The 21752-nt window shown below is 46.0% G+C and carries 21 protein-coding genes and 2 tRNA genes; 8 read left to right on the top strand and 15 right to left on the bottom strand.

The genetic code is table 11. The features are described 5' to 3' along the window. Window positions 1-26: 26 nt before the first annotated feature. The 3 genes from CUN85_RS10105 to CUN85_RS10095 form a co-directional block, all read right to left on the bottom strand. Window positions 27-99, bottom strand: a tRNA-Asp gene (locus tag CUN85_RS10105). Window positions 100-173: 74 nt separating this feature from the next. Further along, window positions 174-284: transfer RNA gene (locus tag CUN85_RS10100), tRNA-Tyr, on the bottom strand. A gap of 216 nt (window positions 285-500) precedes the next feature. After that, the gene (locus tag CUN85_RS10095; RefSeq protein ID WP_135390197.1) at window positions 501-1697 is read right to left on the bottom strand and encodes a methionine adenosyltransferase; all 1197 of its coding nucleotides are present in this window, start codon (window positions 1695-1697) and stop codon (window positions 501-503) included. A gap of 257 nt (window positions 1698-1954) precedes the next feature. Here CUN85_RS10095 and hisG point away from each other — a divergent pair, with 257 nt between their 5' ends. The 3 genes from hisG to hisB are packed head-to-tail and all read left to right on the top strand — an operon-like array spanning window position 1955 to window position 4157. Then, entirely contained in the window at window positions 1955-2809 is an 855-nt protein-coding gene (gene hisG, locus CUN85_RS10090; RefSeq protein ID WP_135390196.1) for an ATP phosphoribosyltransferase, read from the top strand. Between the two features lie 8 nt (window positions 2810-2817). After that, entirely contained in the window at window positions 2818-3558 is a 741-nt protein-coding gene (gene hisA, locus CUN85_RS10085) for a 1-(5-phosphoribosyl)-5-[(5-phosphoribosylamino)methylideneamino]imidazole-4-carboxamide isomerase (RefSeq protein WP_135390195.1), read from the top strand. Between the two features lie 23 nt (window positions 3559-3581). After that, the gene (gene hisB / locus CUN85_RS10080) at window positions 3582-4157 is read left to right on the top strand and encodes an imidazoleglycerol-phosphate dehydratase HisB (RefSeq protein WP_135390194.1); all 576 of its coding nucleotides are present in this window, start codon (window positions 3582-3584) and stop codon (window positions 4155-4157) included. 18 nt (window positions 4158-4175) lie between these two features. Here the strand turns inward: hisB and CUN85_RS10075 are convergent, their stop codons facing one another. The 10 genes from CUN85_RS10075 to CUN85_RS10030 all read right to left on the bottom strand — a co-directional run bounded on the left by CUN85_RS10075 (window position 4176) and on the right by CUN85_RS10030 (window position 15353). After that, on the bottom strand, window positions 4176-6290 hold the full coding sequence (locus CUN85_RS10075; RefSeq protein WP_135390193.1) for a helix-hairpin-helix domain-containing protein: 2115 nt from the start codon (window positions 6288-6290) through the stop codon (window positions 4176-4178). Window positions 6291-6310: 20 nt separating this feature from the next. After that, on the bottom strand, window positions 6311-7150 hold the full coding sequence (locus CUN85_RS10070; protein WP_235856287.1) for a DUF4130 domain-containing protein: 840 nt from the start codon (window positions 7148-7150) through the stop codon (window positions 6311-6313). Then, a complete protein-coding gene (locus tag CUN85_RS10065; RefSeq protein ID WP_235856286.1) occupies window positions 7150-8289 on the bottom strand; it encodes a radical SAM protein in 1140 nt (379 codons plus the stop codon). The genes CUN85_RS10070 and CUN85_RS10065 overlap by 1 nt, the downstream gene beginning before the upstream one ends. 115 nt (window positions 8290-8404) lie before the next feature. Further along, complete coding sequence (locus CUN85_RS10060; protein WP_135390192.1) at window positions 8405-8959, bottom strand: ArsR family transcriptional regulator; 555 nt, start codon at window positions 8957-8959, stop codon at window positions 8405-8407. A 123-nt stretch (window positions 8960-9082) separates the two neighbouring features. Beyond that, window positions 9083-10072, bottom strand: a complete 990-nt coding sequence (locus CUN85_RS10055; RefSeq protein WP_135390207.1) for a TIM barrel protein — start codon at window positions 10070-10072, stop codon at window positions 9083-9085. 19 nt (window positions 10073-10091) lie between these two features. After that, complete coding sequence (locus CUN85_RS10050) at window positions 10092-11279, bottom strand: adenosylcobinamide amidohydrolase (protein WP_135390191.1); 1188 nt, start codon at window positions 11277-11279, stop codon at window positions 10092-10094. A 142-nt stretch (window positions 11280-11421) separates the two neighbouring features. Beyond that, window positions 11422-12855, bottom strand: coding sequence for an MATE family efflux transporter (locus CUN85_RS10045; protein WP_135390190.1), 1434 nt, complete (start codon window positions 12853-12855; stop codon window positions 11422-11424). Next, window positions 12852-13337: a MarR family winged helix-turn-helix transcriptional regulator gene (locus tag CUN85_RS10040; RefSeq protein WP_167848854.1), complete on the bottom strand. Its 486-nt coding sequence runs from the start codon at window positions 13335-13337 to the stop codon at window positions 12852-12854. Before CUN85_RS10040 ends, CUN85_RS10045 begins: the two co-directional genes overlap by 4 nt. Window positions 13338-13550: 213 nt before the next feature. Then, window positions 13551-14465 (bottom strand): ABC transporter ATP-binding protein, encoded by a 915-nt coding sequence (locus tag CUN85_RS10035; protein WP_235856285.1) that lies wholly within the window; start codon window positions 14463-14465, stop codon window positions 13551-13553. 78 nt (window positions 14466-14543) lie between these two features. After that, window positions 14544-15353: a mechanosensitive ion channel family protein gene (locus CUN85_RS10030; RefSeq protein ID WP_135390188.1), complete on the bottom strand. Its 810-nt coding sequence runs from the start codon at window positions 15351-15353 to the stop codon at window positions 14544-14546. A 139-nt stretch (window positions 15354-15492) separates the two neighbouring features. Between CUN85_RS10030 and CUN85_RS10025 the strand changes: the two genes are divergently transcribed. The 5 genes from CUN85_RS10025 to CUN85_RS10005 all read left to right on the top strand — a co-directional run bounded on the left by CUN85_RS10025 (window position 15493) and on the right by CUN85_RS10005 (window position 21011). After that, window positions 15493-17313: an ABC transporter permease subunit gene (locus tag CUN85_RS10025; RefSeq protein ID WP_135390187.1), complete on the top strand. Its 1821-nt coding sequence runs from the start codon at window positions 15493-15495 to the stop codon at window positions 17311-17313. Then, a complete protein-coding gene (locus CUN85_RS10020; RefSeq protein ID WP_235856284.1) occupies window positions 17306-18412 on the top strand; it encodes an ABC transporter permease in 1107 nt (368 codons plus the stop codon). The genes CUN85_RS10025 and CUN85_RS10020 overlap by 8 nt, the downstream gene beginning before the upstream one ends. A gap of 15 nt (window positions 18413-18427) precedes the next feature. Next, window positions 18428-20260, top strand: coding sequence for a COG1470 family protein (locus tag CUN85_RS10015; protein WP_135390186.1), 1833 nt, complete (start codon window positions 18428-18430; stop codon window positions 20258-20260). Between the two features lie 25 nt (window positions 20261-20285). Further along, the gene (locus CUN85_RS10010; protein WP_205804423.1) at window positions 20286-20657 is read left to right on the top strand and encodes a hypothetical protein; all 372 of its coding nucleotides are present in this window, start codon (window positions 20286-20288) and stop codon (window positions 20655-20657) included. Between the two features lie 105 nt (window positions 20658-20762). Continuing rightward, a complete protein-coding gene (locus CUN85_RS10005) occupies window positions 20763-21011 on the top strand; it encodes a hypothetical protein (protein ID WP_235856283.1) in 249 nt (82 codons plus the stop codon). A gap of 42 nt (window positions 21012-21053) precedes the next feature. Here the strand turns inward: CUN85_RS10005 and CUN85_RS10000 are convergent, their stop codons facing one another. Both CUN85_RS10000 and CUN85_RS09995 read right to left on the bottom strand, forming a co-directional pair. Next, entirely contained in the window at window positions 21054-21329 is a 276-nt protein-coding gene (locus CUN85_RS10000) for a ferritin family protein (RefSeq protein WP_135390185.1), read from the bottom strand. Between the two features lie 15 nt (window positions 21330-21344). Beyond that, window positions 21345-21629, bottom strand: coding sequence for a ferritin-like domain-containing protein (locus CUN85_RS09995; RefSeq protein WP_135390184.1), 285 nt, complete (start codon window positions 21627-21629; stop codon window positions 21345-21347). Window positions 21630-21752 lie beyond the last annotated feature (123 nt).

The raw sequence follows: 21752 nt of genomic DNA, 5'->3' as shown, positions 1-21752 counted from the left end.
GTTTAAGCATTACACTGTGGTTTAAACGCCCGAACCGGGATTCGAACCCGGGTCGGAGCCTCGACAGGGCTCCATGATAGGCCTCTACACTATTCGGACATTTTGCGAGTTTTCGCTTATGAGCACCCCTTAATGGATGTTCTTGGATATAAAGCTTTTTGTGATTTTGCAAGTCCCGCCTCCCAGACTCGAACCGGGGACATCGCGGTGCCTGCGCGGAATTTGTGAACGTGTCACATGAACCATACTACAGCCGCGCACTCTACCAACTGAGTTAAGGCGGGTCCTACAAATCATGCACCAGCACGGCAATGCTATGCGATGCAACACACCAATACGCACAATAATACTTATCTCTTTCGCCGCAAAAGAAGATAATACCAAAAACATGCGGATTACCTGTGAAAGACAGCTACAGACCAAGCCTGGCATTGTAAGAGGGAAAAAAGCAAAATAAGTAAACGGGTGAATTAACCTCCCGTATTTTGCAAACGGCGGAATCAGAAAGTATCCAGTTCTCCCTTGATAACCATATCAGTGATCTTTGTAACATTGGAGAGCCAGTCATCGATAACAGATTCCGTTTCCGCCCTCACGGATGCGAAATTGACACCATCCTCCGGTATAACGTGAGCACTGGCCACAAGTGGCTGGTCAATTGGCATGCCGATCTGTGAGAGCAACCTGATATGGACATCCTGTACATCGGGCACAGCTTTCACAATGTCCCTTGCCATCTGGGTGGAAAGCAGATTGTAGATCTTGCCGATGTGATTTATAGGGTTCTTACCACTGGTAGCCTCCATACTCATCGGCCTGCCTGGTGTGATAAGACCGTTGCAGCGATTACCACGGCCAACAGAACCGTCATCTCCCATCTCGGCAGAGGTGCCTGTAACAGTCAGGAAAACAGAACCACATCTGATATTGTCTGCAGTGTTGATAAGTGTGGTTACGTTCCTTTCAGTATGCTTCAGAGCAAGATCTGTAACATAGTCCGCCATCTCCTCCTTGATGCTGATGTAGTGGGACATATCATCGATGTGCCTGCCCACCATTCCACAGCAGATAGTAAGTGAGATGTCATCCCCGTCCCTCAGACCCATAACCTTGATATCGGTACCTATTCCGGGAATCTTCTTTTTCAGGTCAGTTATGAGCTTTCTTTCGGATCCATAGACAATCTGCTCGAGTTCTGAGAAAGGCGCATGACCCACACCAAAGGAAGTATCATTTGCTACAGGAACTCGATCCCTGTTGAAAACATCCCGAAGATCGGATGAACCCGTACCCAGCTTGCAGTCGACGATCATATCCCTTTCAAGATCCATGTCAACTATGGTGTTCCTGACATAATCCCTTGCTGCCGAAAGGGCCACTGCCTCTGCTGGAATCTCAACACCTTCGAATTCCTTGGTGGCCCTGCCCACAAGAAGGGTGTATATAGGCTGAATGACCTCCCCTCCCCCAAACTGCGGGTTTGACCTGCCGGCCACGATCTGGGTCTCATCGGTATTATGGTGAAGTACCACACCGCACTTACTGATGTATTCATTACATAGTGCACGGCTCACTGCCTCTGCAAGACCATCCGCGATACTGTCCGGATGACCAATGCCCTTCCTCTCGACAAGTTCGATCTGCTGTTTTTCAATTGGCGTTTCTACAAGGTGTTCGACTTTGATATTCCTTACCATTTTGCTATCCTCATGCAACATTATTAGCACACTACGAACAAGAATAGATAATCAGACACTAAATTAAGTATTCTTTTCTGTATCAACTGCCCATGTATTATTTAATATTATCTTTTCACTTGCATTACTGCAGGTTATAAAGTATATATGTTCAGGATGTAGGGCAGAAATATCCGCCAGCGTGAAATCTATATGTTATAAATGTCTTTGAAAGAACATTCAATTGATATAGTCAACTCTATTCAGAAGGATCACCCATGATACGTATTGCCATACCTAATAAAGGACGTTTGCATGACCCTACCGTCAGCCTGCTCAAGGAAGCAGGATTACCTTTACTTGAAGGTGGTACTAGGAAACTGTTCGCAAAGACCACCGATCCTGAGATCACATATCTTTTTGCGCGGGCTGCAGATATTCCCGAATATGTGCAGGACGGAGCTGCTGATGTTGGTGTCACTGGACTTGATCTCATACATGAAACAAAATCGGATGTAGAAGTGCTTCTTGACCTTAATTTCGGAAGAGCGAACCTTGTGCTCGCAGTTCCCGAAGAATCAAGCATTTCTTCCGCAAGTGGACTTAACGGCATGCGTGTTGCAACCGAGTTCCCAAATATCACAGGAGGATACTTCAGGGACAAGGGAATAGATATTGAGATAATAAAAGTAAGCGGCGCCTGCGAGATGACACCACATGTCGGCATTGCCGATGCTATCGTGGACATCTCAAGCTCAGGCACAACTCTCGTAACCAATCATCTGAAGATGATAGACAAGGTGTTCTCTTCCTCGGTCCAGCTTATCGCAAACAAACAAAGCATGCAAAAGAACGGGAAGATAGAACAGATCAGAACAGCCCTGGAAAGTGTCCTGCGTGCAAAGGGAAAGCGGTACCTGATGATGAATGTTCCTGCTGCGCACCTGGATGAAGTAAAAAGAGTTCTCCCCGGAATGGCGGGACCCACAGTAATGAAGGTAGAATCCAGCGATTCCATGCTTGCCGTCCATGCGGTGGTCGAGTCAGACAGGATATTCGCAACTGTCGGAGACCTGAAAAAAGCCGGTGCAAGGGACATACTGGTCGTGCCAATAGAAAGAATGATGCCCTGAGGACTATCATGACATTTGAAGTAATCCCCGCTGTGGACATGAGAAATGGCAAATGCGTACAACTGGTACAGGGAATCCCGGGTAGTGAGATGATCTCCCTTGATGACCCTGTGGCTGTTGCAAAGGACTGGATATCCCAGGGTGCAAGGACACTTCACCTTATAGACCTTGATGGTGCTATCGAGGGCAAACGCCAGAACGCCCCGCTTATCGAGAGAATAGTAAAGGAATGCAAACCAATAGGTGCCGAAATACAGGTAGGAGGAGGCATCCGGTCCTTCAAAGATGCTGCGGATCTGCTTGAACGGGGTGCGGACCGCGTGATCCTCAGCACCGCAGCCATCAAAAACCCCGACATTGTGAAGGAACTTGCAGATTCCTTTGGCAGCAAACATGTAAATGTTGCCCTTGATTCCAGAGATGGGAAAGTTTCCATAGAAGGCTGGAAAAAACAATCCGAACACACTGCCGTGGAAATGGGCATCAAGTTCGAAAATTTAGGAGCAGGAAGCCTCCTATTCACAAATATTGATACAGAAGGCCTCATGCAGGGAGTCAATACACGACCTACAGAGGAACTGGTGAACTCCGTCAACATACCGGTGATAGCATCCGGTGGCGTCACAAGCCTTGATGATCTCATCTCCATCAGAAATACAGGGGCTGTTGCAGTTGTTGTAGGAAGTGCACTGTATACAGGGAAGTTCACACTTACAGAAGCAATAAATACAATCATTCAGGAACTATAGAAAAGCGTATAAAAAGGTGTACTATGAGAACAGCAGAAGTTTCACGCAAGACCAGCGAAACAGATATCCGGATAGAACTGAACATGGATGGTACAGGAGTATCGGATATCAGCACTGGCATAGGATTCTTTGATCACATGCTCACAGCATTCTCAAAACACGCTAGCTTCGATCTTACTGTCAAAGCCACAGGGGATCTGGTTGTGGACGACCACCATCTTATAGAAGATACAGGTATTGTCCTGGGTCAGACGATAGCAAAGGCACTTGCCGATAAGTCAGGGATCGCGAGGTTCGGTGAAGCCCGCATACCCATGGACGAGGCACTTGCAACCGTGGCACTTGACCTCGGAGGGCGCAGCTACCTTGTGCTGGATGCCAGATTCATGTCAGCCAGGGTAGGCGAGTTCAGCACCCAGATGGTGGGCCACTTTTTCGAATCCGTGGTCCATAATGCAAAAATCAATATGCATGCCAGCGTCTACGGTGATAACGACCATCATAAGATAGAAGCACTCTTCAAGGCATTCGCGTATGCTCTCAGAAGGGCAGTATTTTTCGAAGGGAAAGGGATAAAAAGCACTAAAGGAACCCTTTAATTCACTGCATAGCATTTTTCAGTGGAATTTTTTCTTTAGTTTCTCATAAAAAGCCTGTTCCCTGCCCGATGTCTTCTTTGACAATCTTTCTACTATGAGCTCGGGCGTACTTTTCGCAACGTAATTATAGCGCGGGCTCCTGTCGACTATCAGGTTAAGGTCGGCGTCAAGGCCACTTGCCTCTATACCATCAACCCTTATGTTGCATGTGGTATTCTCAAGTATCAGTTCCGAAAGATGGGATACGAATACTGACATACTTTCCTCATTCCCAGTGAGGACTTCAAGTATGCCAGCTATGATCTTGGCAGAAGCTCCGGGTTCGGTTATAGATTCAAGCTCATCGGCCAGCACAATCTTAGCAGAATCATCGGCCACAACTGCAAATTCGGTTAGCGTTGTCTCAAAGGCTCCGGCATCCAGGGTACCCTTGGACTTGGCAAAATAATAAAGACCATCACTAAGAGATACCTCGGAAGATGATGCCGGCACAGGGAAGCCCATATGAGTCAGGATCAGAGACTGGGCTATTAACTCGAGCATGGAGGTCTTGCCTCCTGAATTGACCCCGCTGAGCAGTATTACACGGCTGCTGTCAGCATCCGGTCCATAACTGTTCTTTCCGAGGGAATAGTCAATTGGAACAACATCCCCGTGCCTGGAAGCTATGAAGAGATTCCGGCCTTTGTCAAATCCAATACCAGGGCCTTCAACTATATCCGGCATTTCAAGATTATGAGCCATGGCAAAACAGCCGATGGCAAACCCGACATCAAAATCCAGTACTTCCCTGACCATGCTCCTGACAACTTCAAGATAGGATGAAAGTACCCTGGCGACCTCACGCTTGTGCTCAAGTTGTCTTTTGAGGACCTTGCGTTCCAGATGCTGCCTGAATGAAGACAGTTGTTCCCGGTCGATCTCAACCGGATGGCCGATCTCTTCAGGAAAAAGAGAGTCTATGAACAGCGTTTCCTTATTCTCCAGACTCAGATCACTACAGATAGCAGTCATGCATTCCTTCATTACGGAATGATAGGAAGTATGGAGCTTCTTCCCCAGGAGATCCTTCAGTTCCATGGAGCCTTTCATCACCTTGAGCATATCCTGGCCCCCAAGTGTGAACTCACTCTTCACAAGACATTCGTCAAACTTCGAGTTCGCATCTTTCAGGGCATCTGTAACACATGGATCAAGGTTCTCAATAACATAGCGCAGCCGGTCTACCTCTTCATCTGTCCCCTTTATAATATTCCCGTCCGTATCGATAAGCGATAAGGTGGAAGCAAGTTCCTCCAGGTCTCCGTCCGGAACAGCATCCATAAATGATATTCCCTTAGAACGCAACAACCTGACAATCCCTATTGCGCATTGCAGGCTTCCAAGATTTTTAGAGAAGGCAATGATCTCCTTTTCCGGAATTATTTCCCAGTCCTCGGTTTGAGTAATATCCGGAACAAACTCCGGGTTGATCTCTTCCGGAAGATCAAAGGACATATACGTATCATTCGCCGCAGTAACATAGGAGTAGCCTCTCGAAATGTCAACAAATTCGGAAAGAGAGCCAGCAAGTTGCACATCCAGCCCATAACCGAATCTTCCTCTACTATATTCGAAGGTATCCTGGTCTGCCGTAACTATAACCCTGTCACGTACTTTCGGGACGGTGTGTCTGAGATTCAGTGGTTTTACCTTTGTAAGCATGGAAACTATCTCTTTGTCATCTGCAAGGAGCTTTGCAGTTTCCATATACCCGGATACCGAGCTGCGCATCTGCATGATAATATCCGACCTTTTTGAGGGATACGGTATGAACATATGCAGTTTATCCCTTGCATAAGTGGTATGCGCAAAATCTGCTATCAGCTCGAGCAGCCTATCATAAACGTCCAGAGCTTCCCGGGTTTTCAGGAAATCAGAGATATCCACGCCTTCGGCCCTTGACCTTATGTCATGTACCAGAGAGATAGCATAACGTTGTCCCACACCCTCCACCTGAGAGATCCCTGCGATATCAGCCCTGAGAATAGCTTCAAGGGCCAGGCTCTCACTCCCGAAATGCTCGATGAACCGCTTTGCCATCTTTTCCCCTATCCCGGGTACAGAACGTAAACTCGTGATATCTTCCGACATACTATCCCAGAATTGCGCTCCTAAGTATTAAACCTATCAAGAGTGCAACTTGCTATCCCACGTTCAACCTTATATCGGTCCCTTCGGGACATCTCACTAACAGAAGCTGAGCTTTTTGGTTGTAAGTGCTTTGAATGTCTTTTATTTCTGCGGGAAGGGATCATCTGCGAATCATAATAAACATCCCACAAATGGTCTACCTCATCATCCTCCCTTGAGAAACTCAGGTGTTCTACAAAAGAGGAGCGTACGGTCATAAAATTTTCAAGGCCAAGATAGTGGCCGTTGCCTATCCATGCAATATCCTTTTCCACGACATAGACTGGCAGATCAGGATTCTTTCCCGCAAGCCATCGACAGAACATGTCGCCGATAAAGTGAGGTGAGTCCACTTTTACTGACAGGATGCCGTTTACAAGATCAGGCCTGGCGAACATGCACAACTTTTGGTATGCACGTATTACATCCCGCATATAATTATAATACCTCTTACCCGCAAGGGCCTTCCCCGAATACAAATGATTGGCATCCCCGGCACAGGAACATATCAAATGTACCAGTTCCGCAGGATTGCAGGACGAATGCCTAAGGACAAGATCGATATACCTTTCCACACCGGGATCCCTTTGGGACATACGGCTGCTTTTTCTCTTACAAAATATGCCGGCAGCAAGCTCGGAGCAGTTGGCCACTGGTTTGAATCCGACCACCTTCATTTCCCCCTCAATCCCTGAAAAAGATATTTTGTCCCGGAGCTCATTCAGATCCTTTGCAAAAACAAGGTCATGATCCGGACGATCCAGCAGTTGTGAGCATGCCAGTAGCACGCCTTCTACATTTTCCTTAAAAGCTATGATCATTAGCTTGCCTCCATAAAAGATGAAAGGTTGGTCTGCCTGTTCCCATTGATCTCAATGAAAGGACGTGCCCTGGAAATAACCACACCCATTCGCATGAGTTCTTTCTCGGAAGAGATGGGTCTGGACCTGATTATCCTGTTGGCACCCACCGGCCCTATGCCCGGAACAAGAAGCAGATCTTTCAGACTTGCTGAATTGATATTTACCGGGAATCTCTCAGGATGTGATTGCGCAAGCAGCATTTTAGGGTCTGTGTCTGCAAGGAAACCATTGTCATCGTAAACCTGACCAAGATCAAAGGCCTTCAGGCCGTAGTCCTTCAATAGATAGGATGCCTGGTATAGCCTGGTCTCCCGCCACCCAGGCGGTGAAGGATTATTCTCAAGGGGTGTGGAAGGAACCGGGTTAAAACTCATAAAATACGGTCGCCTCAGTTCATACCTGTCCATGAGATCATCCACGGTCCGGATAATCTCACTATCGGATTCTGATAGTGCTCCCACAACGAATTGAGTGTCATTGGCACCTATGATACGACCCCCATAACCTACTTCTTTTCGTTTCTTGTTTATCAGGTCCCTTGTCCACTTGAGCCTCTGCAGCACATCACTGTTGTAATCGAAGTTAGGACATATCTCCGAATAGTTGACAGAACTTGTGGTTTCTACATTAACACCGAACTTGTTTGCATAGTCAGCGATTTCCTCCAGCAGGTACAACGGAGTACCCGGCATCAACCGCATGTGTATATACCCCTTAAAACCCTGATTGCGTAGAAGTCTTGCGACCTCAAGCTGCTTCTCAGCTGTTCTCTCTGCATCCCCCATCACTCCAGAAGACAGGAACAAGCCTTCAATAGCATTCTTTCTGTAGAAGGACCAGGTGATCTTCGCAATCTCCTCCGGAGTAAGGGAAGCCTTTGCAGATTGCCTCCCATATCTGTTAGGACAATAGGTACATTCGCCTGAACACGTATTGGTTAGAAGCGTCTTGTAGAGCTGGATGCATCGACCGTCAGGCCCGAATGCATGGCATACAGCACCCTGGTTACAGCTATCATATTTTGTTCCCTCGGAAAGGACCTTCATCCGTTCCATAAGAGTCATATGGTGTTCATTAACAGGGTGCCAACTGGTCATTGCATATTAATTCTGCATCGGCCTATATACACGACTTCCAAGCGAAGTGAAAGTAATTCAGGGAAGGTATCAGAAACAGGAATACAAATCAAAAGTAACTACAAGAGGAAGATAATTACTCTTCCCTGACCTTGACCCTGATCTTCAGCATACTTACAGGTTCAAGTTTCTTCCACATTACAGTTGAGTTCTTATCAAAAGTGAAATTACTTACAGTCTTATCAGAGAACTCGCCGTTCACCTCATAAACAAAAAAACCTTCCTCACCATTGGTAGAAACAATGTTCTCCTGACCGCGTATGTTCCTTACTTCGACAACAGACACCTTCTTCAATGTCTCCAGTAATGTTGTGCCTTTTTCCACCTCAACGCTTTTGCAGGGTGCGAACATATCAAGTGCCTTGAACATATTCCTGTTATTCAATTGAAGTACATGGGTCTTACCATATACTTTCCTCTGTATGAGGTCTGCCGCTTCAAGTATATTTGCATGTTTTGCTGCTACAGGGACCGAAATCCCCAGCTCTCGTGCAAGTTCGGAGATATGCATTTCTCCTTCGGTCAGCTTCCCGAGCATCCTAAGACGGGTTTCACTTCCAAGAGCACTGAAAAGTTTTAAACGGTCAATATGTTCAGGATCTTCAGATTCGTTATTATCGACTATACTCATAGATATAAGGGATTATGCAGTCCTATATATATAAATTCCGCACTGCATCTTATCTGTCAGAAGTGAACACTTGTGATCACCCCACGTATACGGCCTGCAAAGCAGATACAGGCAGGAAGCATCTTAAAGGGTCTTTTTATTCAAAGCAGCACGTTGCGTCCTTATCTTTTCATCAATGGATTGCAGGTCATGGATTATGAATTCATGTGTAAGGTAGTCAGGAGATACGTATTCTACTATCTCCGAACAGCGCTCATGTGTGAAAGGCATATGCTGATCCATCTTTTCAACCACCTCCATGACCTTACCCAGACGATCAAAGAAAGCCATTTGTGCAAAGCCTTCCGGAACAGAAATATCCTGGCCTGACTGCATGATATCTCCGGACAAACTGTGATGGAAATGCATACCTTCTATGCGGTCCACTACGTCTTCAGGAAGCTTTGAAAGTACATCCAGGACAGTATCCACAGCACATTCCTCTTCCCTGCAAACGGTGGTAGCATTCATGAGATGACCTACATCGAGCACAAAGGCCCAGTTGTCAAAATCAAGGCGTTCGGCAAAATGGTTTATAGCCCCAGGGTCGAGAAATGTCAGTCCCGGCCACCATAGGTTCTCAAAAAAGAGACGCACGGGAGGCTCTCCCCGGGGGAACAATGCAACGGCTTCATTCAAAAAATCCGCCGTAGTGTCCATAACATCGTAGTCGGTACAATTGAAAGAACGTGTGAACACATGCTCCAGTTCAACGTAAGCCACATGGAACACCCCGTATGCCACATCAAGCAGGCCTGCATTCTCCATTGACCTCCTGAAGTTCATAATCACTTCCTCGCGGCTCTGACCACCGAAAAGATATGTTTTCTCAGCGTCCTCAATATCGGAGCAGAAAACAGCATCATCAAGCCATGCCCTGTGCCTTCCCATCCAATAAGGAAGGTGCACACCCTGTATAAGATGGTCCGGTATCTCCGGTACTGAAATATGATCTACGTAAAGCTCGATCCCGTCAAGTTGGTGTCTGGTCAGGAAGTTTGAGATCTTACCCCAGTCAGAATCGAATATATCCATCTCGACCTTGTAAGTTGAGAGATTCATCAGTTCTTTCATAGTTATCCCGAATCTGTTTTCATTTATCAGACACCCCGCCATATCTGCCGTTCTTGACCAGCCATGCAGTTATATTGATCCAGTTGTCCATAATAGCGTTCTTTTCGTCCAGAATGTCATCAAAAGGCACCGGAACAGCACATCCTAACAGATCAGGCAGACCTTTCATAATGGCAATCGAAGTTTTCCTTCCGGCAGTCTCCGGAATAAGCCCCCACGATACCTCATCAAGGATATGCAGAACGGCAGCTGCACTTCCCACCAGAGAGGGATTCTTTGAAAACTCCCGAAGTGCTTTTAGAAAAGTGGCCTTACTATTCTGGCCTTCAAGCTTTGATGCTGCCTTCCAGTACATTGCCTCATCAACACCGAACCTGTCAAGGCGCACCATCATATCCCTCTGGGAGAGAAGTGTGAGATCTGACTGCAGCTCCAGGGCCCTTTGAGTAGCTTCAAGCACGCACAGTCCGATCATTTCCCCAAGCTTGGAATGCTTTCCTGCATCTGTGAGCAGTATTGGGCTGGTCCTGTCTGCGACGATGGCCAGCATATCACTCCCCGAACCCGTTGCAATACCCTGTGAGTGGCGACTCGGTGCCATAAGCTGCTGCAGGGTCGCGGTCTTTGCCTCGGTAGCTGTCACAACAGCCCTGTTCATTGAATATTCCGGCAGATTTGCACCTACGATAAGTATAGTGTTTATGGTTCCCTTGATGAACTGATAGGTCCCGTTTTCCTGATAATATGATGCAGGATCCCCGACACGTCCGCCGTTGACCTCGATACCACCGGTTACTACCGCTGTCACCTCGACACTCCTGAAAGAACGTGTGGCGATGGCAACATTATCCATACAGGCAGCCGTCAGCAAGCCGGATGAGGTGTCAGGATCCAGTCCAAGACCTTTTGAAATGAATTCAAGATAAGCAGGGATACTTCCCCCTTCAAGATCCTCTATAGAGTTCTTCCCCCTTGGCACACTATGATTGAAAATTGCCTGCAGGTCCTCCCTGTATCCTCCGTTGACCCAGGAAGTTGTGAGAGTACTCCTTCCACAGGGAAGAACAACTACAATGGAATCAAACCTTCTGTACAATTTTTCACCACCAGAGGTCTCCAGTAGCAGGACTTGCTCATTATCCGTAAAATGCAGGCATTCCTCTGTATTCGTTCCGGCCTCCGAGGTATTTTCAAGATGTTTGATCATGAAATTTTCACCATGATAATATTGTATGTTATCCGTAAAAAATTGCAAACGCCCTTTATCGGAAACTAATAAAACTAATGTTATCTATCCGACAAAGAGCTTATAAGTTTTTGGAAAGGGCGCGTTCTGTGATAAGACACTCCTATGTGGCCTCAGCTACAGTATGTCCCGCCTCTTTTTTGGCCAGGCTTCCCAGATACATCCTTGCCCACAGGAAAATCACTGCCGCTCCGAGGGTATTCCCGACTACAATGCCCCACCAGATGCCGACAAGTCCATAATCGAAACTTACTGCAAAGATTAGAGCAAACAGAGGAACGAATATGAGAGCACGCAGAATTGTTGCCATAAGTGCATTAACACCCTTTCCCACTCCCTGGAAAAGAGCTGATGAAAGCATACCCAGGGATACCATCGGATAGAAGATACAGATTATCCTGAGGAAGATCGTAAGGTCACCGGTCAGATGGGCTGCACCTTCAGACATGGTAAAAGCATAGGCGATCTGCGGGGCGAGAACAAATGTCAGGACCGCAATAACAGTCTCAACAAGAAAGCCCATTTTTGTGGCATAGAGGTGTGAGAAAGACACTTTGTCATGAGAACCTTCCCCGAAGGCAAAACCACTCATGGTTATAACAGCAGTCGAAATACCGATGAGAGGAGCAACAGCTATCATTGCGACACGCCAGCCAACAGTGTAGACAGCTACTCCATCGGTATCACTGACATAGATTATGATGGCATTCATTAAAAGCATCATCAAGGCCATGGATGACTGCTGGAAGGATGCAGGTATGCCTACCCTGAAGATATCACGGAGGATACCCCTGTCGAAGCTGAAGTCCTTGAAATCGAAGGAAACATATGTATCTTTTCTGAAGAACAACCAGTTGGCCATGAGAACGGCACTGACACCGAGAGAGATCACAGTTGCCCAGGCCGCACCCGCCACACCCATATCGAGCCAGTAGATCAGAATTGGGTCCAGTATTATATTTAACACAGAACCAAGTATCATTGCATTCATGGCACGTTTAGTATCACCTTCACTACGCAGGATAGCACTTGCTACATTGGGAAAGAACATAAGCAGGCTTCCGGCAAAGATGACCTTTCCGTATGAAGTTGCCAGTCCTACTGTCTTTCCGGCGCCTATAAGAGTGAATATCCTGTCCGCATACATGTAGAGCGGGACCGTGAACAATACCACCAGAATGAGCATGAGGATCATCGTGTGGACAGCAACATTATCAGCCCCCTGCTTATCCCTTGCACCCAGCTTCCGGGATATTGCAGAGCCACCGCCCACACCAAGACCAGTGGAGAGGGCTATAGAGGCAAAGAAAAAAGGGAATACGAAACCTACCGCTGCAAGAGAGTCAGCTCCAAGGCCTGATACCCAGAACGTATCAACAAGATTATACACGGTCTGGATGGACATGGCAAGCATCATCGGTAGTGCCAGCTTGATCATTGCTTTTTTCGGATCACCTGACAGAGCTTTCATGCCGGCGGTACTTCCACCGGCCTCGCTTTCCGGCGAGAGGCGCGGTTCGACTGTCGCATCTTTCATTTTAAAGCCTTCTTCGCCTCGTTCTCAGCCGACATATTATTAATGGCCCTGGTGATCATACTTATGAAAATGGCTTTTTCCTCACCGGTGAATCCTTTGAAGATAACATCATTTATCTGCGAAGATGCCTTCCTTATTACAGGTCCCAGATGTATCGCTTTTTCTGTCAGGAAAACACAATAGGCACGTTTGTCCTGAGGATTGGCCTCCCTGCGTACGTAACCGCATTTCTCCAGTTTGTTCAGAGCCCGGGTACCTGTGGCCCGATCACAGTTCAATGATCTTGTAAGACTCTCCTGGCTTATACCATCGTGATGCAGCAGACACATCATAAAAGGGAACTGGCCACTTCCTATGCCATAGGGTTCAAGTTCCTTCGCTATAAACATCCGGATCTGTCTTGAAAGCAGGAACGATTCCCTACCTACGGACTCATTGATCTTTGCCATCAGAAGGTTTGCATTTTTGGATGAAGATTTCATAATATGCCCTATTGTTGCTATAGCAACAGTTGCATATGCAACAAAGAGCATTTAAAATGATCGGACAGGGTCTCTTAAGAGTATGTCCCATAACCCAACAGGCATAAGAACTCATATATAATGAGTATAAAGGAAAAGTACCTACTCATTCGCATCCCTGCATCAGTGTTCTTATTAATTTTTTTGCAATGACATGATATAAATCAAAAAAGATCAATCAACAAAAAGCTCAATACCCATAATACTGAGGAAGATGTCTTCCAGTGAAGGAACGATCGTACGCATCTCTACAATGTCCCCGCCTCTTGAGGCAACCCACTTGGTAGTATTGTTGACTACATTTATATCATCGGTCACTATGACATAACCACCGTTCAGTTGCTTTATATCTGCAAGGTCGTACTCCTCTGTGCTATCCACCCTGAACTCAAGACGGTACTGTATCTTCCCGTATTCCTCCCGTATCAAGTCTGCTGTTCCCTGTATGACTTCCCTGCCGTCCTTCATTATCAGGATATTGTCACAAAGACTCTCTACCTGATAGAGATTATGTGCAGTGAAAACGATAGTCTTTCCGGCTTTTTTAAGGGAACGTACGTAATCTGTGATGTATCTGGAGGTCATCGGGTCAAGGCCTGATGCAGGCTCATCGTAGATCAGGACATCAGGATCATTTATAAGAGAGCGGGCAATCGCAACCTTACGCTTCATACCCTTAGAAAGGTCGCCTATTTTCTTACCGTCTGCATTGAGTGACAGGTCGAAGAGCAGATCCGATATCCTTTTCCGGGCTACACTTTTATCGATATCGTAGAGCTCTGCAAAGAACATCAGATAATCGTCCACTGACATACCTTCGTAAAGCGGCGATTCTTCTGGAAGGAAACCTAAAAACGACTTTATCCTCACCGGGTCCCGGGACATTTCCAGGCCTTTCATGGTAATACTACCCTTGCTCGGACGGATAAGCCCGCCAAGCATCTTCAGTGTGGTCGTCTTGCCGGCACCGTTTGGACCCACTATTCCGAATATCTCACCCCTGCCTATGAAAAAGCTCAGGTTTTCAACTGCAACGAAATCCCCGTATTCTTTTCTGAGCCCATTGACTTCGATGATATTCTGTTCCACAAGAAGAGAGTATTGATTACTATATATAAAAAGTTTTATAAAAAAATAGGGACCGGTGGTTGCCAATGGCAACCCGGGTTACTGCTTATCAAGATGTATGTCCATCTGCGGGAACGGTATCTCAACGCCTTCTCTGTTGAAAGCATCATATATGCCATTGGTCAGTTCGTTCTTGGCAGTCCAGAGATCGGATGTCTTTGTCCATGCACGCAACTGCAGATTGACCGAAGAGTCAGCCAGTTCAGTGGTCACAACTGAAGGAGCCGGTCCCTCTAGCACCATTGGATGGGATTTCATAAGTTCCAGGGCAATATTGACTGCTTTGCCTATCTCGGTACCATAGCTCACACCCACGTCAACATCGACCCTGCGGGTGGGCATACGAGTAGCATTGATAATGGGACTGCCCCATACCAGTTTATTAGGTACGGTGATGAACTGGTTGTCCGGAGTAAGGAGTTCGGTTGCCATAATGCCCACAGCATCCACGGTACCGGAAAGACCATTAACGGTTACATATTCTCCTTTGTCAAGGGGTCGCAGTGATGCGATCCAGACACCTGCAGCTACATTATTCAGGGAATCCTGCATACCAAAGCCAAGAACCAGTCCTATGACCGCTGAAAGTCCCACGATCACCGCACTCACATCAACTCCCAGGGCACTGACAACAGTCAGCAAGACCGCTACATAGAGTAATGCACGCAAGAATCTCACAAGGAATTCAATGATAAGTCCCGGAAGCTGGGTCTTCTTCAGACCGTTGCGGAACATTCCGGAAAGTATCCCGGCAATCACTATCCCGGCAACAAGCACTATCAGTGCGAACAAAAGCTGTGACACCGGGATATCAGTATAGGGTATAGTTTGAGATAGAATATCCACCATTTTTAACGACTCCGTCAATATCTTAAATATATATATTTTATAGTGGACTTTGTTTTTATCGCATATAACTGTTAACAGTTTTACAAGAGAATTCAATTGTCACATATATATTAATATAATAAGAGATTAATAAAAAGTGATGCCAGGCTGGTACACAATAGCAAAATGGGAGTTCTTCCGGTCAAGACTCAAATTCGATGTAAGATCATCTGCACTGCTCATATTTTCCCTGATACTGGTTATAATCGCCTCTTTTGCCGCTGCCCAGACCGACATGAGCATGAACCAGAGAATCTACAGTGTATCAACGACCGAGCCCGGAATTGAATATATCCTGGAAAGCGATCAGAGGTTTGACAGCCGTACCGTCAGTGTTTATGAAGCGAGTAATTTCTACCAATACGGGAACGACCTTGCTATCATCGGGAACAACGCATATCTGGGAGAGACCAGAAAAGCTGCATCTGCGGGAAGTGCACTTGAGAACACTGTCAAGGAGTACCGGGAATTAGTACTTACCTCATACGACGATGTGAACAACAGCCACCCAGTATGGGTTACGGTCCATGATATCGAAAGACCCCAAAATATCCAGCTCCTGAGTGCCGAAGAAACTGCAGGTCAGCTGGAAGCAGGTTCAAGGGAAATGGAAAATGATCAGGACACCGGAGAAGCGAGTGAATACAACCGCGAAGAAATGACACCTGAATCCATCAGACCGGGCTCTTCTTTCACACCACCCGAAAATGCCGATGAGCTGGATAAATACAAAGGAAAAGCATTCTTTGAGAGACAGAAGATCTCCACACCTACCCATTTCTCACCACCCATCCCGTTTACGGCAATCCTCTATGCATTCCTGTTCATTTTTCCCATATACTTTGTCTCACAGTTCTATTCAACAAGCATCATGGACGAACGTACCAACAGAAAGGGTGAACTGATGCTTGCAGCACCTCTGCTGGGAAGGGATATTGTGATAGGAAAGACCATACCCTACCTTCTGATCACTGTACTCATACAGGCTGCCATCACTCTTTATATCATGGGGATTCCTTCAGGGAAGGAAGGTTTACAGGATATACTATTGATCCTTGCTTCTATATTCCCGGTGGTACTGCTGTTCTTCGCACTTTCCTTTTTCGGAGCCATCCTGTCAAGAAGTTTCAAGGAACTGACATTCGCAAGCGTATTCCTCTCGGTGATCATCTCAGGTTATTTGTTCTTCCCGGCTATGTTCACCAATATCCATGCTATCAGTTCCATATCCCCGGTCACACTGATAGTGCGCCTCATAGAGGGCGAATCCATATTATTCGAAACATACATGTTCTCGACCTTCCCGTTCTATTTTGTAGCACTGTCAGCATTTGCATTCGGAACGTTCATTTTCAGGGAAGAGGACCTGTTCACCCAGAAAACCATAACAGAGAAGATCGTAGATTCCTTCGAGATCTTCCTTTCACACAGATACGGGTCAGTTTTCCTGCTTAGTATCGTATTCATCCCGTTCGTGTACATGTGCCAGTTGATGCTTATAGTCATGCTCTTTAACCTGCCTGCCCCATATTCGGTCATCGCTATGATAGGACTTTCCGCGCTGGCGGAGGAACTGGTAAAATCGGCAGGTATTTACACTATTTATAAAAGGAAACTTGCAGATCCCTCCCTGAAGAATGCCGCCAGGTTTGCAATCCTATCAGGGGCCGGGTTCTTTGTTGGAGAGAAGGCGGTCGCGGTCCTTACACTGGCACCCATAGCCAGTTCAGCCTTTGGCTCAGTAATGACGATGGGCACCCTCCTGCTTATTCCACTTATACTTCACATTTCCACAACGATGATAAGTTCATTGGGAATGTATCGCCTGGGAACCGGGAGATATCTTATCACAGTGCTTCTGGCAACCATAATTCACAGCGCATATAACATGTTCATCCTGAGGGTGATTCTCTTTGGGTAGGTCAGGAAAATCCCATAAAAAGATAAAGAGCATTGCTAAAAAAGAGCTTGCAGAACTCATGCATGAGAAGACGTTCATACTTTCCGTACTGATCCAGCTTTTCATAGCAACCTTTTCGACCTTCCTTGTAATAGGACTTACTTCTTTCTATGACCCCACTGCAATCGGGGACATGGAAATGCAGGGTACAAAGATAGCTGTTGTCGGGACCGAAGATAACGAGCTTTATCATCTGCTGCAAGAAAGTAAGCTCAATACCGTCCTGTACAGCGATCTGACACTGGCGTACACCGATTTCTACGAGCGCAGGGCAGATGCTATAATAGTAACAGCTTCAGGACCTCCCGGAGGAGAAGATATTCTCAATGTGGAGATCTACCTGCCAAAATCCGAGATAAAGGCCACACTCATCTCTATGCAGATCAAAGAACCTCTCGAGAAGTTCGAGCAGCAGGTGCGTGATATAAGGACACAGCGTTTACAGGGCTACTCACCCGTGGACATAAACATTATAAACAGAGGAGTTAAAACCTCTTCCACTTATTTCGAGTTCATATACGTAGCACTCCTCCCATTGCTGGTATTTACACCGGCATTCATTTCAGGAGGGCTAATAATCGATTTTATAACAGAGGAGTATGAGAGGAAGACCATGGAATTGCTGCTCGCATCTCCCGCATCCCTGCTGGATATCATCAGCGGGAAGGTGTTGCTGGCGACCGCGATCGTTCCCCTGCAGTCCTTTACATGGATGCTGCTCCTGGAACTGAACTGGATAAGCATAGGCAATTTCGTACAGATACTGGTGGTGGTCACACTTATAGGACTTATGCTTGTCCTTTTAAGCAGTACCATAGCCCTTACTTTCAAGGACAGAGGGGTTTCCCAGTTGCTGTACTCCATGATACTGATCTTTCTTTTCATGGTATCATACCTCTTTACCAACTCACCGCTGAACCTTGTCACACGCCTCTCCATAGAAAGTATCGGGTCACTGGAATCAGGTACATGGATTATGATCTATGCCATTGCAGCTGTTGCACTATACATATTAATGAGAGCGAAAGTCAATCAAAATACAATAACATTTAAAAGATAAAAATACATAGATGTGATGATGGCTGTAAAAAAGCTGATAATTCTGATACTTCTTTTATCGATTCTTTCATCATCAGCTTACGCCTACGACCTCCACGACGAGAACATATGGATATTCAAAGGTATGTATGAACTCGGACCAGGAGAGAGAGCTGAACTTGATGGATACACTGTAAAGGTGCATACCGTGAATATGAGCAGCAAACAGCCTTCGGCAATACTGCTGGTCTATGTCAATAAAGATTTCAAGGAGTCCTTTTACATTGATACAGCTGCAAACAGCGAACAGGTGTATAAAGATGAATTGAAGATCAACGTACTGGATATCAGTAAAGGCATTGTTTCACTGGAGACTTACAAACAGAAGTTTGAGCGGGTCTGGATCACAAACATACCAAAGACAGCACTTAAAACCAGTGACATCATCGAAGATGGCGATTACAGTGTAAGACTGGACGATATCACGGAAGAAGGGGCAACGATAACTGTTATGAGCGATGAAGGTCCCGTTGAAGTGAAATACCTGTCAGGCGATCACAGGAAATTCTCTGATGAGTTCATGCTCCATGTCATTTACGTCAATAAGAAAGACCAAGAAGTTTTCGTGGAAACGCTAAGAACCGGGGTACCGCAGATAAAGACAGATGTCCTGACCGATAAAAGCATCTATGATTCCGGAGAGAAAATCGAGTATCGGTTCATGCTTACCAATAATGGCACAGTTCCGCTTCACGGCCTGATACTGACCACAGGTTCCAGCGAGGGAAATGTGAATGAACCGAAAATCCAATCTTCCGGACTGGAGCCCGCAAAGACAAAAAATTTCATTATCCCCGTATCCGCACCTGTTACACCGGTCGCAAAAACCATGAACATAAGATCGGAGATAACGGGTTATGACTTTAAGGGAAATGCATATTCAGGATCTGGCCAGACAGAGGTTCTGGTCAAGCCCTATATTTCCGTGGAAAAAAATGTGGAAACTGTAGAGAAACCTGGCAGTGACATCGAGTTTGGGACTGAGCAATATTTCAGGATCAGTATCATACTAAAGAACACTGCAAGCTTCCCTGTAGCAGTGACAGTAAAGGATGAAACTGACCCATCGCTCATACCTTATGATCTGAAGAATACAGAATGGGCCGTAATGGTTGAAGCAGGTACTCTCAAAGAGATAAAATACTACGCAAAACCTACAACTCCCGGCAGCTTCACATTCACAAACGCAGTGGTCCAATGGAAAGACAATGGAGAGACCTGCACAATACAATCCGACCCCATAGAGGAAGTTTTCCAGATACATGGCTCGAAAGTAACCGTGGAAAAATACCTGTCACCTGGTTACGCATTACCAGGTGAGGAAATAAAGGTAACCATAAACATAGTAAATACCGGAAGCAGGGAAGTCGAAGCTGTCCTCTCCGACAATATACCGGAGCAGTTTTCGCTGGTTTCCGGCAAGAACGACTGGAAAGGGTCGCTTGGGCCGGGAGAGTTGAAAGAGATAAGTTATACAGTGACAACAGAACATACGGGTAAACTTGAACTGCCTGCAGCAACAGTTGATTTTATCAATAAGAAAGATCAGCCGGGCAGTTCGACTTCCGAAGATCCGGTACTCTATGTAGATGATATGACAGGAAATGCCCGACCCGGCGAGAATGAGGAGAAGATAAGATATGAGGAATACCCAGAAACATACACAGAACAAGAGTCCGGACCGGAGTACCCGGCTCCGGGCCGTGTGGAAGCTGCCGGATTTATGATGTCGTCCTTTATCGCCCTTTTTTGCATGCTTGCGCTCATACCGGCGACAGTATACCTATATATAAATAGAATGTATAAATAAAACAAATTATTACAAGAGGGTATCAATGGGATTTCTTGCACTTATCGGCTCTGCACTGCTTTTCGTAACATTTGCTCTGACAGTGCTTTTCATACTGGTGGCCATTTCATCCAGACTAGCCATGCTGACACTGCTGATAGTACCGATAATGGCAGTCATTGTTTTACCCGGAACATCCTTAGCTTTTCTCTCATACCGGCATTTCCTGTTTGCAGACGGACTTGTACCGGTCAATAATTTCCATATCCTCCTGACCATCTGGTCAACACTCATAGGCATCATCATCTACACTGAGTTCCTTACATGGTACCTTAAAACCGGAAAAAGGAAAAGAACAGAAGAACAGAAGACAGAATCACCCAAGAGTATCATCGGCAAACTACTCGATAAGGTGTAATCCTATCGGGAGTGATATTGGTGAAGCGAGCTGACCGGGATAATTCTAATATAGTAGCGGAGAGTAAATTTATTTGGGGGTATATACCTGAAAGAAGAACAAAATGTGGCATCAGAAAATAAAACGCTTGCAGAGGAACCCAAACCCGAACCGTGGAAATCCACGTTATATTCGCTGATATTCCCGGGCCTGGGTCAGATCAGCAACGGAGATATGAAAAAGGGACTGCTTTTCTTTGCAATTGCGTTCACCCTTATACTAACATTGCATCTTGGAGTCACTTTTATCATACTTGCGATTTTCTGGCTCTATAACATATATGATGCCTATACGGTTGCAAAAAAGAGATCATAAGAGCCATGAGTTCCCGGGACCGGAGTCAGAACACAAAACCGTTCAGACCCTCCCCCTTCCGAGAGAATATTCCGACATCACTTTCAGATACTCTTTGTCCACTTCCATGAGGACAGTCTGGAACATTGCGACATGGACCTTCTCTTCCCGGGCCACATCCATCAGAATGGCTTTGAGGTCCTCACTTTCTGTTAGTGATGCCATGGACTCATAAAGATTCACAGCGTCCAGCTCAGCTATCATGGCAGCCCTCATTATCTCTTTATCAAGATCTTTCTCTGCTACAATTTTAAGGTTGACCGGTATCTCTGAAAACATATCCTGACCTCCGTATTACTTTGAAAGCTCTTCATTTACTTCTTCTTCCCCGGCCTTGAGTTCCTCTTCCTGTTGTTTGTCTTCTCTCAGTAAGAGGGTCTGGAACTCCCCCACATGGGTCTTTTCTTCCAGCGCAACATCCATAAGTACCCTTTTGACCTCATCGTTGTCAGTCATCTCTGCCATCTGCTCATACAGATTGATAGCATCCAGTTCAGCAACTATTGCAGCTCTCAATATTTCTTTGTTCATGTTTTCAGGCTTAACCTTGTCTATGTCCGCCGGTATCTTTGACAGCATAATCCCAGTCCTCCCATCTTTAATATATATATATATACAGCAGCCGCTAAAGGATTATTTTATTACATACAAGGGCCGCTGAAATTCACTCCTGTATTTTCATGGAACCCGAACATATTTATA

The organism is Methanolobus halotolerans, assembly GCF_004745425.1.
Taxonomy (GTDB): Archaea; Halobacteriota; Methanosarcinia; order Methanosarcinales; family Methanosarcinaceae; genus Methanolobus; species Methanolobus halotolerans.
This window is presented reverse-complemented; position numbering and strand designations above follow the sequence as displayed.

Bases quoted from the DNA above. Each gene is read 5' to 3' on its own strand.
- CUN85_RS10095 (WP_135390197.1), bottom strand. From the start codon at position 1,697: ATGGTAAGGAATATCAAAGTCGAACACCTTGTAGAAACGCCAATTGAA.
- hisG (WP_135390196.1), top strand. From the start codon at position 1,955: ATGATACGTATTGCCATACCTAATAAAGGACGTTTGCATGACCCTACC.
- hisA (WP_135390195.1), top strand. From the start codon at position 2,818: ATGACATTTGAAGTAATCCCCGCTGTGGACATGAGAAATGGCAAATGC.
- hisB (WP_135390194.1), top strand. From the start codon at position 3,582: ATGAGAACAGCAGAAGTTTCACGCAAGACCAGCGAAACAGATATCCGG.
- CUN85_RS10075 (WP_135390193.1), bottom strand. From the start codon at position 6,290: ATGTCGGAAGATATCACGAGTTTACGTTCTGTACCCGGGATAGGGGAA.
- CUN85_RS10070 (WP_235856287.1), bottom strand. From the start codon at position 7,150: ATGATCATAGCTTTTAAGGAAAATGTAGAAGGCGTGCTACTGGCATGC.
- CUN85_RS10065 (WP_235856286.1), bottom strand. From the start codon at position 8,289: ATGACCAGTTGGCACCCTGTTAATGAACACCATATGACTCTTATGGAA.
- CUN85_RS10060 (WP_135390192.1), bottom strand. From the start codon at position 8,959: ATGAGTATAGTCGATAATAACGAATCTGAAGATCCTGAACATATTGAC.
- CUN85_RS10055 (WP_135390207.1), bottom strand. From the start codon at position 10,072: ATGAAAGAACTGATGAATCTCTCAACTTACAAGGTCGAGATGGATATA.
- CUN85_RS10050 (WP_135390191.1), bottom strand. From the start codon at position 11,279: ATGATCAAACATCTTGAAAATACCTCGGAGGCCGGAACGAATACAGAG.
- CUN85_RS10045 (WP_135390190.1), bottom strand. From the start codon at position 12,855: ATGAAAGATGCGACAGTCGAACCGCGCCTCTCGCCGGAAAGCGAGGCC.
- CUN85_RS10040 (WP_167848854.1), bottom strand. From the start codon at position 13,337: ATGAAATCTTCATCCAAAAATGCAAACCTTCTGATGGCAAAGATCAAT.
- CUN85_RS10030 (WP_135390188.1), bottom strand. From the start codon at position 15,353: ATGGTGGATATTCTATCTCAAACTATACCCTATACTGATATCCCGGTG.
- CUN85_RS10025 (WP_135390187.1), top strand. From the start codon at position 15,493: ATGCCAGGCTGGTACACAATAGCAAAATGGGAGTTCTTCCGGTCAAGA.
- CUN85_RS10015 (WP_135390186.1), top strand. From the start codon at position 18,428: ATGATGGCTGTAAAAAAGCTGATAATTCTGATACTTCTTTTATCGATT.
- CUN85_RS10010 (WP_205804423.1), top strand. From the start codon at position 20,286: ATGGGATTTCTTGCACTTATCGGCTCTGCACTGCTTTTCGTAACATTT.
- CUN85_RS10000 (WP_135390185.1), bottom strand. From the start codon at position 21,329: ATGTTTTCAGAGATACCGGTCAACCTTAAAATTGTAGCAGAGAAAGAT.
- CUN85_RS09995 (WP_135390184.1), bottom strand. From the start codon at position 21,629: ATGCTGTCAAAGATACCGGCGGACATAGACAAGGTTAAGCCTGAAAAC.